At 43.8% G+C, this 14155-nt stretch carries 10 protein-coding genes; 3 read left to right on the top strand and 7 right to left on the bottom strand.

The annotated features are described in order from the left end of the window. Window positions 1-4: 4 nt before the first annotated feature. The 7 genes from ACI955_RS09330 to ACI955_RS09300 form a co-directional block, all read right to left on the bottom strand. Window positions 5-955 carry a glycosyltransferase family 2 protein gene (locus tag ACI955_RS09330; protein WP_415243475.1) on the bottom strand — a complete coding sequence of 317 codons (951 nt, stop codon included), beginning with the start codon at window positions 953-955 and terminating at the stop codon, window positions 5-7. Then, on the bottom strand, window positions 952-2163 hold the full coding sequence (locus tag ACI955_RS09325; RefSeq protein WP_415243474.1) for a DUF2264 domain-containing protein: 1212 nt from the start codon (window positions 2161-2163) through the stop codon (window positions 952-954). The genes ACI955_RS09330 and ACI955_RS09325 overlap by 4 nt, the downstream gene beginning before the upstream one ends. An 8-nt stretch (window positions 2164-2171) precedes the next feature. Continuing rightward, a complete protein-coding gene (locus tag ACI955_RS09320) occupies window positions 2172-2966 on the bottom strand; it encodes an acyltransferase (protein ID WP_415243473.1) in 795 nt (264 codons plus the stop codon). A 65-nt stretch (window positions 2967-3031) separates the two neighbouring features. Continuing rightward, the gene (locus tag ACI955_RS09315; protein ID WP_415243472.1) at window positions 3032-4564 is read right to left on the bottom strand and encodes a hypothetical protein; all 1533 of its coding nucleotides are present in this window, start codon (window positions 4562-4564) and stop codon (window positions 3032-3034) included. Beyond that, window positions 4561-5781 carry a glycosyltransferase family 4 protein gene (locus tag ACI955_RS09310; protein WP_415243471.1) on the bottom strand — a complete coding sequence of 407 codons (1221 nt, stop codon included), beginning with the start codon at window positions 5779-5781 and terminating at the stop codon, window positions 4561-4563. Before ACI955_RS09310 ends, ACI955_RS09315 begins: the two co-directional genes overlap by 4 nt. Window positions 5782-6133: 352 nt before the next feature. Beyond that, window positions 6134-7060: a sulfotransferase family protein gene (locus ACI955_RS09305; protein ID WP_415243470.1), complete on the bottom strand. Its 927-nt coding sequence runs from the start codon at window positions 7058-7060 to the stop codon at window positions 6134-6136. 490 nt (window positions 7061-7550) lie between these two features. Next, complete coding sequence (locus ACI955_RS09300) at window positions 7551-8990, bottom strand: undecaprenyl-phosphate glucose phosphotransferase (RefSeq protein WP_415243469.1); 1440 nt, start codon at window positions 8988-8990, stop codon at window positions 7551-7553. 1186 nt (window positions 8991-10176) lie between these two features. On the opposite strand from ACI955_RS09300, the gene ACI955_RS09295 reads away from it, so the two are divergent. From ACI955_RS09295 to ACI955_RS09285, 3 genes are all read left to right on the top strand, one after another. Beyond that, complete coding sequence (locus ACI955_RS09295; protein WP_415243468.1) at window positions 10177-11304, top strand: polysaccharide export protein; 1128 nt, start codon at window positions 10177-10179, stop codon at window positions 11302-11304. A gap of 64 nt (window positions 11305-11368) precedes the next feature. Then, window positions 11369-13618 carry a polysaccharide biosynthesis tyrosine autokinase gene (locus ACI955_RS09290; RefSeq protein WP_415243467.1) on the top strand — a complete coding sequence of 750 codons (2250 nt, stop codon included), beginning with the start codon at window positions 11369-11371 and terminating at the stop codon, window positions 13616-13618. Window positions 13619-14037: 419 nt separating this feature from the next. Further along, a partial coding sequence (locus ACI955_RS09285; RefSeq protein WP_415243558.1) for an adenylyltransferase/cytidyltransferase family protein occupies window positions 14038-14155 on the top strand: 118 nt, incomplete at its 3' end.

Raw genomic sequence — 14155 nt, 5'->3', positions numbered from 1 at the left:
ATCTCTATAAGTTAAACTTATGTATCAATTCAACTGCCAGCTTCCACCCAATAATAAGGCGAAGCAATTTGAGTGCTCGTCGATCCGGGAGAATTAGCGGCGCACCAATTTCGGCCAACAATATCTCAATATCTGGCATGATTGACTTGATATGCGGATATTGCGTGAAAACAAAAAGGCCTATGTAGCGTGCACACACCTCCCTTGTAAAAGGCGTATCAGATTTCGATAGAATGACCCGTGAAATTTCAACATAAGAATCAAATTTTGAACGTAGCGCACACAAACCAACTTGTGAGCTTATGCCAACACCTGTTTGACGCCATATTACATAATCATCCGCAACGGATATTGCCTTATCAGCACTAGCAAGCAGCCGTGCGAAAAATTCTCCATCTTGATTTTTTAATAATGCTTCATTCCAGCCGTCAGCTTTTTCCACTAGATCACGATGCATTAAGTAACAATGGGGGCAGTTAAAACCACCGAAATTCCAAATAGCGATCTGTAAGTCTATGGCGGGTTCAAAATTTAGATCTATTTTCCTCTCCGGAAGAATTGAACGACCATCTGAAAACAACATCCTTAATGGAGAAAAAACTACGGTTTGATTAGTTTTACCAACCAACGCGGCCATCTGACGCTCTATCAGAGTATTGTTGCAGAAGTCGTCCACGTCCATGAACTTGATATAGCTTCCAGATGCTTTACGAAACGCATGATTTCTTGCTGAACAAGCTCCTTTGCCGGGATTCAAAAAAACTTTAAATCGGGGACCTTCATATTCGCTAACCAACTGCAGTGAGTCATCGCTCGAATGATCGTCCACTACCACTATCTCAATATTAGGATAGGTCTGCTCACTCAGCCGAGAGAAAGTTTCTCTGATATATTTTTCCGCGTTAAACATCGGAATGCATACCGTAACAAGCGGCGCAAAATTAACATTACTCATCGCAACCACCACGAAAAACTCTTATTCTTAACTCGCTGCACGAAAATCCATATAAGTCTTTCTACTATCTCGCGAAAACTTTCATTCTCATCATAAGCAACATCAACCGGAAATTGGTGGCCAGAAAAAGCCTTTAAGGAAGTCCATTCGCTATCTGAATCAGCCCAGAATGGCGAGGTACTTGAAAGCCCCAAAGAAACAAAGAAAGTGGCGCAATGGTAGGGGCTACCAGAAGACACATAGTCTTCTGCTATATCTCGCTGGCAACCATTAAAGCCGATAGTCAGAAAGCCTTTTTTCCCCAAATTCGATTCGCTAGAAAGACTTCTTAGCAACACCGCGTGCAAGGCGCATCGAACTTGGGCAGGAACTAGCGACATTGACAACTGCTCTTTAAACGCGGCATGTGAGAGCGCGTGAAAGGCACCAAATCGGCATACAAGTGTTCTACCAACTACCGGCCATGCGCCCTCCGGAGATATCGAACGCTCCTGCACCTCAGTAAATCTCCTAAATCTTGGCAAGTGGCGCGCCATCAACGCGTCTGCTCCGGGTACGCCATGCTGTGTCATCACAGTTAATGTGTCGAATAGCATTGGATGGATAACAAAACTGTTGTAATAATCGTGATGGAACTGGGCCCCATCGCCATATACGCCATCACCAACATAGAAATAGCGGACAAATTTGCGGACACCAGATTTCAACCTATTTTGATCAACAGGCTCTCCAATATCGAGTAGAAACGCTTCTATTATCGAAGCAAAAAGCAACCAGTTAGTATTTGGTGGGATAATACGGCGAGTTTTTACGAGCTCCAAGATTAGTTTCTTTCGCGTCGCGGGTAACAAACCTCTCAACAATTGTGGAGACCGCAGCAAACCATGAGCCAAGTAGGCTCCGTCGACAAGCGACTGTCTATTTGCGCCAAAATCTAAGTAGTCGCCGGCAGTCGTGTCCAATAAGTTCGTAATAGCCTGAACGGCCATTGAGCGACACGAATTACGCGCAAACCCCTCTGCCGATTCGTCATCAGGTAAATTTAGCCAAGGACCAATACCACAGATTATACGCCCAACCGCTTCCAAACATTTCTGTTGGCTACAACCATCATAGTCGAGCATCGAGTCTCGTAAGCGATCTTCAGATGCTGCCTCAAGAACGGGCCCACATATATCCAACAAGGCCTTCACCCAGACGTCTCTCATATTGGGTCTCAAAAGTTATTCGGAAAAGTAGTCAGGCTAGGTTTACTGACTACTGTGGTGCCGGGTTCACACCCCACCCCTATTAACACTGCCCCAAAGCCAACTACACATCCGTCCCCCACGCTACTCCCACGAAGTATTGCAGCTCTGCGCCCTATCCAACAATCACTGCCAATCCTGACAGCACTAGTTTTCGGCTTTTCTGTTTCGACACCGAAATCAGGGTATTGCTCATCCGTCAGCGCTCGCCTTTTCTCAGCGTTATACATACAATGAGTATTCGTGTCCCAAATAATACATTCATACGAGATTTGATTATAATCACCTATTTGAAGCAACTCATCGCAGCGAAGTTCAGTTCCTTGGTTGATCGCATTTCGCGAACCAATTACTGCGCGCCCACCAAAACGCACCCAGACGTCACAACTAACTCGGTTGTGAGTGCCAATGGACAAGCTGCCACTAATATCTAGAGCAGGCTTTCGAAGACCACTGGGCTGCTTGAGAATAGTATAATTTCCTACCGTGCAAATACCCGACCAAACAGCAATTTCATATCCTGTAACGTAACAATTCATGCCCACATCAAGAGTAGCACCCATGTTTCGAAGATATATTGTACTGTCAACAATTTGTGAGTTATCTCCAATACGTAAAGTTGTCCCCTTACATACATAAACCACACTACGTTTAATCGTGACCCCTTTCCCGATCTCCAATTTCCCACCCGGTTCCACTATTACTCTCGAGTTACTTGTCAAAAACTGTAATTTATAGCTTTTAATTTTACTTAGGATATTCATAAAAAATTCATTCTCACTGATCGCTCTGCCCCTATTCTGTAACGACAAAGAGCTATAGCTTTGCCCTACGAAAGCAGTCTTCTAAAGCGATGTTCAAAACTCTCTCGAATAACTCGTTTTTCATTCCCTCGCAATCCGCCAAAGTAGATCAGAATCGACGTTGAGCAAGTTGCAACAGCGCTAACTAAACACACTCGAAACCAACCCTCATCGAGACTCCAATTAACAGCCCCAGGTAAAATAAAACTTAGTGCTGTAATAACAATAGCCGTACCCATTGCCTCAGTCATAAATCGCCTAAAGTTCAATTTCGTCATTCCTTGAAGCATATAGGCACTTGCCACAGTTGCAATCAACAGAGTCAAAAACAGTACGATAGAAGTCACTTCAGGTTTTGCTCCAAAAGAAAGTAAGACGTAACTAACTGGACATATCGTCGTCAAAATAGATATTACGACTAATTGGTATTTTTTTAACTCGCCGCTCGCCATAGCGGATGTAACAAGCGGCGCTCGAATAGTCATTGCCATAGAAACAAGTAGACCAATTCGTAAAAATGCCACCGTGTGGTCCGGCACGTCTGTAAGCCAAAAATCAAGTAGGAATCGAGCCTCAAGAAAAAGGGGAACTGCAAAAATTAAGACGAGATACTGTGAAAATTTTGAGCTTCTAATTACAAGATTTTCCATTGCAGAGTACTGCTTCTGCGCAAATGTTTTGGTGATTTGCGGATTCATCGCTTGCTGGAAATTAACCCTAAACTGATTCACCATATTGGCGGCCTGTCCAGCAATACCGGCGGCAGCATTTGTAGCCGGGCCAAAAAAAAGATTGATCAACATTGTCAATCCTTGCGTGTAACTTATGAAGGCGAGATTCCCCGACAATGACCAAAATGCCAAGCGCCACATATCTTTAAATAAACTCTTATCCCAACCGAATCTAAACCGGGCCTCTTCAAAATTCAGCCGACTAAAAACCTGAAAGAGAAAGAATTGCAGAACCTGACCAAGAAAAAGCAAGCCAGCGTAAACTATAAGTTTATCTCCTATAACCCTAGGTAAGACAAAGCAAATAATCAACCTCAGTACCGCATCTGCGATAGATATATATGCAAGAGCACTCATACGCTCATGCGCCGAAATGACACCAATAAATGGGACGCTCAACATCTGAAGCGCGACCGTCGCCACTGAGATATGAAAAACCCATCGAACCGCATCACTGCGTTCGAGTGGAAAAACAGCATAGGAGTCGAGATACCACAACCCGATTGATTCACATATAATTACCGCTATACATAGAACACCAAGTTGCGCCGTCATACCTATCGCAAATACCTTATTTAATAACGCTCTATCATTTTTCCCCAGGGCAAATGTGATCCATCTTTGTGTTGCCCCTGACATTGAGCCATTCAAGAGCGAAAACATACCAACTATTCCGCCAACGACAAAATACATGCCATAATCTTCAGCACCTAATTCTTCGAGCACAATACGAGCGGTAAAAAAACCTATGACCATCGTAACCAATGTTCTGGAGTAGAGGATCATCGTATTATCAACGATCCTGCGATTGCCTGCCGACATGGTCACTTTGACGCCCTTGAATGAGGGGACTCTTCTGGTTCAGAACGAGAATTCGTGCTTGCTTTCACTAATGATCGAAGTTTCTGCTCGTAGCTTTTAAGAAACAAGCCCGCAACTCGACTCGCCTTGAATTGTCTTGCGTGTGCTTTACATCTATCGCTAAGTCGGAGATAGGCTTCTTCTGGCATACTCTGAATTTCTATAGTTTTCCTAACCATAGCTTCGATATCGCCAGCCTCAACCAATAGCGATGTATCTAACTCGCGAAGAATATCACGGGGGCCGGGTACGTCGTAAGCTACGACCGGCACTCCGCAAGCGAGCTGCTCTACTATAGCCAAACCGAATCCCTCAATATAACTTGGAAATATTCCCACTCGACAGTCTGTAAGCAGGTTTTGAAGCTGGCTAGTAACGAAGTGCGACATTACAAAAGTGGATGCATGAAACTCTGGATTCAACGTTTCAAAGACGTAATTTTGGTTATAACCTGAACCAAGCACCTTAAACTTCAACTCCCCAACACCAGCATGCAAGCCCGCAAGGATAGCATTGAGATCGTGAATTCCCTTACGCGGTGTCCACGAAGCGAGAAAAACTACCGCGCCTCTTTTTTCAGCTGACAGCTTACTTACTTCCTCGATAAATCTATCTGACACCCCATTAGGCACCTGCACGATGTGATCTTTCTGGATTCCGATTTCAAGGAGGTATTCGTATTCCGTGGAGTTCAGACAATGCACTAAATCAGCATGACGTAACGACGCGTCTAGCTCCTTTGGACCTAGCTTCCTCTGAATAGCTCTATATATATTGCCAAAACGCGTTCTCAACCGAACAGGTTGTTTCGGCGCACCCATGATCATTCTTTGATAGACGGCAGCCTGCTCAGCTCTACGATATACATCAGGAAGGCCATGCGAGCGAAACACCAGCAATCCTTTGAAACCGAATGTCCGCTTATCGTAGGGGACACACTGAAAGTTGGCGTCTATTACATCGTAATTCCCTGAAATATCACATAACTTCCGATGCAACATATATGAGATTTTCGGAGAGATCAGTTCAGTAAATTTTGATTGCCCTTTAGGATAAATATCATCATAGGCTAACACATCAACCACGTGACCTAATCTTTCATACTCTTCTTTTAAATCTAAATGAACTTTAGCAATTCCGATATCCGCACCCCACGGACATTGTAGTACAAATAGAATATTCACTTTCAGCACCCCCTCCTCTTAAAACTTTTAGAATATTCCAATCGAATTTTGTACTACAAAAAGTCAGGTAATATTGAATATAAACCGCAAAAAATCCTAACTTAATTTTCGAAAAAACTTTATTATCAGGAAATAACGCACCGCCTTGACTGGCAATTTCTATTAAAAACCGGACTTCTTTAATCTATTCTAAAAATGACTAATTATTTAGATAAATCGCTTCCGCGAACTAACGCATTAATTTTTGGAGCCAAAGATACAACTATCAATTAATAATTATATCTTAGACCTTCACTTCTAATACGGTGACGCGTATGTAACTGCGCTCCACCCACTATGAGTGAGAAAATCTCTATTCGGTGTAGCCTAGCTCAGCCAGTAATTCACCTGCCACCTTTTGGGCAATCCCTCGTTGCAACTCCTTCTGATTGTTAAGACTTATCCCAATAGAAGATGCAAATGCTGACTTCAGCTTTTTACGAACCCGCTCATTCATGGGCACGTCCAGAAAATTCAGTATTCTTCCAGCCCACTCCATTGGATCTTTAACAAAATCCTCATACCGGATCTCAAAATAACGACTCTTATCAACCGCCTTTACATTACGCGCGCGCCCTACCATCTCCTTCCACATCCAGATAAATTTTCCATATTGAGGTAGCTCAATAAACTCCGCTTCAGACCCTTTCGCAACCCACCACGGAACACAAACTCCGTTATTCTCACGATACATACCGATTTCCGAGTTTTTGTTTCCCGCAAGAAATCCATCGCTCAAAACTTCATCAGATAGGGCGTCAGGATAAGTCCTTTCAAGTGAGTCCGCGTTATCTCTACCATCTCGAATAATGTGAATGAACCTAGCATTAGGGAAATAATTAGCAAATTCTTCAGCGGCAAAGCACAAGAACGGCTCTTTATAACAAAACTTGGTCCCATCAATACTTGGCGCAGCCATAAATTGTGCAATTGAAATATTCTTCTGCAAAAGCTGAAGGAGTCTCTCATGCCGATAGTATCGGCGGCGCCAAAATGATTGCCAGAATACGTCACGAATACAATTCATAAGCTCTTTTTGATAGGGCTTATCTTCGCAAGACCCTATAAGGTGCATTATTCGAGGGGGAGCTAATACACCTACAAATTCTTCAAGTCCATCCACTGCCGCAAGACATTTTGATAAGAACGTAGTGCCAGACCGAGGGCAACCCAGAATGAAAATAGGCCCAAACTCATCCAGCCTATACGGCGAATCCTCAAGGGGTAATAACAAGCTCATATCAAAAATACTCTAAACAATAAAATGTAATGCACGAAACTTAATTTAGTTAACCAACACTGTTAGACAATGTCCTGCTTAGGAGACTTTCAACAGGTATAGACACAAAACGTAATCAGCGGTGGCACCTTTCACAAATAGCTTCTCAGTTGAATACGTTTACTTCGGATAAATTTCAACACAAGTAACGACTGAGCATTCATCAACTATAAAAACGCCTAGCTCAATGGAAAGAAGTTCTCACTAATCAATCGACCGGCCAGCGATAACCCCCTATCACAAGCACAGATTTGTCAGTATGGTAACGTCAATCTAAATAGCAAGACCTCTCAAAACAGAACATATTAATTGCTTATATCCAAAGACAACATGACGTACTGTCAAGTTAAGATTAGGAGACTTTGTCTTGAATAGAGCACGAACCAACAAATCAAAATTTAATATTAAGTTAAACTAACACCACTTATTATAAGAAGCTTCGCTCTAAATACTAATAGGCAAAGGGCGATACAAACCCTTTAAAAAACGTCACAAAAATTATTCTAAGATCAAATAATATTGACCAATTTCGAATATAGTACAAATCAAACTCAATACGCTTTTCCATTTTTTGAATCGTATCCGTCTCACCGCGCCAACCATTTACCTGCGCCCAGCCAGTTATGCCCGGCCTGACCAAATGACGCTGCATATAACCGCTAATTTGATCACGATACAGCTCATTGTGAGCTATGGCGTGCGGACGAGGACCAACAATGCTCATTTGACCCTGCAATACATTTATGAACTGAGGAAGCTCATCAAGCGAGGACTTACGAAGAAACGCACCCACCTTTGTAATGCGCGCATCCCCCTTAGTTGCCTGCACTACCACATCGCCGTTATCGCAAGCAGTCATCGAGCGAAACTTCCAAACCATAATTTCCTCCCCGTTAATACCATAACGGCACTGCTTGAATATCACGGGGCCTTTGGAGCTCAACTTTACGGCTACAGCAATCAACAACATTGGTATCACAATGATGCACAGGATAATCGAGCTGAGGACAACATCCTCTAGACGCTTGGCAACTGCATCAAATGAGTCAAATGGGGTGTCATAAATACTAACTACAGGCAGACCACCAATTTCTCGACTGCGTGCATTTAACATTTTAAAGGTAAAGACATCTGGAACTATGTGAACGCAGCAAGAGCTGTTTGCAAGGTACTCGACTAAGTCTTTGATCGTTTCTTCTTCTCGCATCGGCAACGCAATATAAATGTCGTCAAACTCGCCAGCCCGCGCCTGCTCTTTTAAAAACTCAATATCACCCAATACTTGAAGCTTTTCTTTTTCTAAAGGACGGCTGCCAACACTGACTCGGTTATCATAGAAGCCGGCAATATTCATGCCCATCCACGGGCTCTGCAATATACTTTGCGCCAAGGTAACGCCTGGCTCTTTAGCCCCAACAATGGCAACTTTCCGCGCATTAATACCCGCACGGCGCATTTCTCGCAAAACGATTCTAGCGGATACACGGTAAAAGCTAATAGCGGCAGGCACGGCCAAAGACCACGCCACCATAACTCCACCGCCATAGGCTTCGCTTAACTCAAAAACAAAGACAACGCAGAGCAATGCGCCCATCACCACTAGCCACGTGATAAAAACAGTTTTTACTTCATTTATTATCGACTGGCCGCGCCAAGAGAAATATAGACCGTTTTTATGAGCACAGATGTGGTAGCAAAGCGAGCTGACAAAGGCGGCAACTTGGTAGCATATTTCCCAACTCACACCCGCGAGATTGACCAGTACAGCTAAAAACCCCCAGATTAAGAGCACATCTGTAAGCTGATGCATCCCAATGAGCATGGATTGGTGCTGGCGAATAAAACCACCGGCCTGCATTGTATTTTTGACATTTAGCTGCTCCGAGTTCACAACACCCCCTTTGCTAAGGAATTTAATATTTAACTATAAGATCGAAGGCTGGCAATCCGTTGACGGCTTTCTATAACATCAAGCTACTGGTTCAAAAACCTAACACCAATTGAACACTAACATTTGAGGTATTAAGGTTTAGCTCCAAAATCGAGTTTCGCACTACATCTGCTCAGCTAATTGCACCAAGCGCGCAATGTTGCGCCAATTAAGTGCGGATTCCAAGTGCCCCCATGAGTATTTAACCGTCAATAAGTCGGGTTGCCGCGCATTATACTGAACCTTTATTACAGGTGAGTGTTGATTGCAGGGGTTATCACATAGGCTCTTAGCTATTCGTTGCTAGCAATTAATAGGCCAAGGTTTTGGTGGCTTGCCGTTAATAGTGAGGGTGTTTTTAGCCTTGAGTATTTGGACGGTCATAGAGCATTCGCTTCACTCATGTGGATCCCCGATCGGAGCCCGGGATAACAATGCAGAGGCTTAAACTTTGAGAGCCAAGTATAAGGCCCCATACCTTCGTCATCCCCAGCTTGACTTGGATCCATTGGTTTCGGGCTCCTGTTAGTAAGTGCTTTGGTAAAAATAACGACACTTCCATGGCTTTTGGTTTTGGGCCTTTAAAGATCAAAAGCATTCGCTTCTCTAACATGGGTCAGGGATAACGATACTTAAAGAGGTAAAGAATGACGAGGCTTGGACTTAGGTTCTTAGCAGTTAGGGATAGCGGGGATTTAGAGATGCGCAAGGAGCCTTGGGACTAAAGAGATTCAGATATGTACGCGAGCCGGGGGGGGATGGGTTTAAGTTAAGCCCAAAACAACTTAAATAGTGGCATTTAAAGTACCTACCGCATTAATCTCGAAAAACCCCAAGCAAGTAAAAAAAGACGAAATAATGGTTGATTGCCCCACTTTTGCTGTCCGGGTGACTCGGTTTGCGCTATTAGTACACAGAAAGAGCGCTGGCAGGATTTATGCTATGCCGATATGATTAGCACCGCCTGCACGTGGCTATACCTTAAATGCGACTTCGAAAAAATGTTTCAAGGATGGTAGTATATGTCTTGGCATGAAACATGGGTGGAGGTAAACCGCTCCGCAAATCTTTCCTTAAATGCTCCACTTGTTACGAATCTCGCCTTTGTTAACCGCTAAATAATGACTGTTGTAATGGATTTTTCTGCATGAATATGATTAAAGCCTCGGCGTTAGCGGTGTTAATCGCTGCTACTTCTGCCTGCACTATTGTCCCAGGCAGCAGCATGAACTCTTTTAATTCAAGATGGTTTGATGACACACCAGAGAATTACACTCCGGCCACCACCAACACCAACTTCATTCCTATTAATGCGACGCTGTTGAGCCATCTTAATATTGAGCAGCCACGCACCATACCGCCAAGTAATGGGTTAAAACAATTGCTTATGGCTTATGAATACCGCATCGGACCAGGCGACGTGTTGACTATTACTGTGTGGGAGCATCCAGAATTAACTATTCCCGCCGGTTCGTATAGAACAGCATCAGAAGGTGGCAACGAAGTTAAGGCCGATGGATCGGTATTTTATCCCTACGCTGGAGACCTCCCAGTAGCCGGTTTAACAACGAATGAGGTTAAATCTTTACTTGAAAACAAACTTAGTTCAGTCATCAAAAATCCTCAGATTGATGTCCGCGTGGCTTCCTTTAACAGCCAAAAAGTATATGTAAGCGGCTCGGTAATGCAGCCCGGCATCATTCCTATAACAACTACTCCCCTCACTCTTATAGATGCTATAACAACGCTTGGAGGGCTAAGTAACGATGCATCTCCCGACAACATCACGCTTACGCGAAATGATATTAGCAGCAATATTTCCTTAAAATCGCTGTACCAAGAAGGGCGCTGGGCTCAAAATATACTACTGCAAAATGGCGACCTAATTCATATCTCTCGGAATGATGCAGAAAAGATTTTTGTACTCGGGGAGGTTCGATCTCCATCAGGCTTAGTCATGCCGCAAACCGGGATCAGCTTAGCTGAGGCTCTAGCAGAAGCAAAAGGCATAGACGAAAACCGCGCTGACGGGCGAGGAATTTATGTACTGAGAAACATGGGGGTAACAAACGGTGCAGACGGACTGCCTGTGTATAATGCTACCATCTACCATTTAAATGCCTCGAGTGCAGTAGGCTTTATGTTGGCAGACAAGTTTCCACTGGAGGCGCGCGATGTTGTCTACGTCTCGGCCGCACCTATAGCACGCTGGAACCGATTTTTATCCCAATTACTACCATCTATATCGGTGAGCGATCGAATTGGTACCAACTAAGCACAGACCATAATATGTCAAAATTCATTTAGAAAAATTAAATTTATATTGGTACTAAAGACTTATGGCCACGCAAAAAGAAACTACTACTCCCCCCAACTCGCATGTGCGTCCAGGAGAGGAGGTTGATATCCTTCCGCTGCTATTAAAACTATGGGAGCGCAAATTTTTTATATTATTCTCTACAATATCTTTTTCAGTAATTGGCTTTATTCACGCGACATTTTTAACGCCGATATTCCTTTCGAACACAATGATCCAAGTCGAAGAGAAATCCAGAACATTGCCTGGAATGACCGAAATAACAGACACACTTGGCGGTGACTCGTCGTCACAAACTGAGATCGAATTAATAAAAAGTCGGAGGATTATCGGTGCTGCCGTCGATAAACTGAAGCTTGATCTGTATGCAGCGCCAATTTACTTCCCAATAATTGGGGAAAAAGTAGCAAGCAAGTTTCCAACAACTGAAAGCGGGCTTGCAAAACCGTTTTTGGGAATTGACGGCTATGCCTGGGGAGGAGAGCAAATTGAAATCCACGAATTTCAAGTGCCACCCAGGCAATATAATAATACATTTAAAATAATCGCAAATGGTGATAACTCTTATACGTTAACGTCAACCGAAGATAAATTTATACTTAAAGGCGTAACAGGGGAAAAAATCACCGAAAATGGTTACTCCATTTTTATTTCCACGTTAAAAGCCAGGGACGACACGTCATTTATTGTAAGGCGAAAGGCTAGGCTAGGTGCGATTCTTGGACTTCAAGGTAGGCTATCCGTTTTTGAAAAGGGCAGTCGCACTGGCATAATCGTGTTATCGCTCGCAGATTCGGACCCAAGCCGAGCTGAAAATACTCTCAATGTAATCGCCAAAACGTATGTTCACCAAAATATTGAGCGCCAATCTGCACAAGCTGCGAATAGTCTTGAATTTTTGCGAGACCAGATTCCATTATTAAAGACGGACTTAGTCAAAGCAGAGAAAAAACTTAACGAATATCAAGTAGACGTAGGCTCAGTCGATATAACAGCCGAAGCGAGCTCGATATTAAACCAAGTAGTTTCTATTGAATCGAGCATTGCCGAGTTACAACTAGAAAAGTTTGAGCTAGATCGACTTTACACCGAGGACCACCCAGCATACCAAGCTTGGAAAAGACAATTAAAAGAGCAAGTTTCGAGGAGAACCGAATTTAACGAGCGAATTAAAAGTCTTCCATTAACGCAACAAAAATTGCTTGGCTTAAAACGAAGTGTAGAAGTGGGCACTGAAATATATACGCGAATGCTAAACAATATTCAAGAACTGGATATTGTTAGAGCAGGCACAGTCGGCAATGTCCGCATAATTGACGAAGCCGTGACAAACATGGCACCAATAAAGCCAAAGAAGTCGTTAATTATTATGATTAGTGGCATTCTTGGGGCTTTTCTAGCTGTTACATTAATATTCTTTCGAGCCGCATTAAATAAAGGAGTTGAAAACCCAGACGACATAGAGGCGATTGGTTTACCCGTTTACGCGTCTATTCCTCTGTCTGACGAACAGCGTAAATTGGACGCTGGTAGCCGTCGGTCCGCGAAAAATCTAAGCAAAATGAAAAATCAACACCCGACTGCTTTGCTGGCACATCGCAATCCTACCGATATTACTATTGAAGCATTGCGTAGCCTGCGCACCAGCTTGCACTTCGCCATGCTGGAAGCCAGTAACAACATCATGATGATTTCTGGCCCAAGCCCCAACGTAGGTAAATCGTTTGTGTCTGGTAATCTAGCTGCGGTTGTAGCGCAGGCCGGCCAGCGCGTGCTGCTGATTGATATGGATTTGCGCAAAGGCTATATGCACAAGATGTTTGATATGGGCCCAGAGGATGGCGTATCCGATGTTTTGGCTAAGCGAGTGGACTTACAAAAAGTGATTAGACCCACCAAGATAAACGAGCTATTTATATTGCCCCGTGGCGCTATTCCGCCCAATCCCTCTGAATTATTGATGAGCAAGGGTTTAACTGAACTTTTCAAAACAGTCAGCGGCCAGTACGATTTAATTATTGTTGATACTCCGCCGATTATGGCGGTAACCGATGCTGCGATTGTAGGCCGCCAATGTGGCGTAACGATGATTGTTGCGCGCTTTGGTTTGAACCCCATTAAAGAGCTGGAAGTAACCAAACAGCGCTTTGAGCAAAATGGTATTACGGTTAAAGGCGTTGTATTAAATGCCGTTGAGCGCCGTGCTTCAGGCTATGGTTACGGGTATGGTTACGGGTATTACCAATACGAATATAAATCAGATAAGTCCTAAACCCTTTCTTAACGGATACCCGGTCTGGCTGGGTATCCGTTAATGTTCCTTGTTGCTCCACCCTGGCTGCGCTTTCTGCTTTTTCTACCCATAGGGCTAGATATTACTCTGCTGAGTCATCCCCAGCTTGATTGGTGCCTATAGTATTTGGGCTTTGTGCTGGGGCGCACTTCGTTAAAATCAAAGGCATTCGCTATGCTCATATGGATCCCCGATCGGGGTCGGGGATGACGAGGTTTTGATTTAGTACGGCGTGAGTCGGGGATTAAGGGGTTTGTAAATTAGTACTGTGTGAATCGGCCATGACGGAGTCTTTAATTACGTTGCGAGATTAGTCATATCGCGCTCCAATCAGTATCACCTTGTTACCTCCGCCTATATTCGCTACCATTTCCGGCCCACAGACCCATCGGTGATTTATGAAACGTATTGTTTATCCTGGCACGTTTGACCCTATCACACGCGGACATATTGATTTGGTAGAGCGCGCTTGCCAGCTGTTTGATACCGTTGTTATTGGGGTTGCCAATAGCGAGA

It is taken from the genome of Zhongshania sp. (genome assembly GCF_047636175.1).
Lineage (GTDB): Bacteria > Pseudomonadota > Gammaproteobacteria > Pseudomonadales > Spongiibacteraceae > Spongiibacter.
Note: the sequence above shows the minus strand (reverse complement) of the source record. Positions and strands in the feature narration are given on the sequence as shown.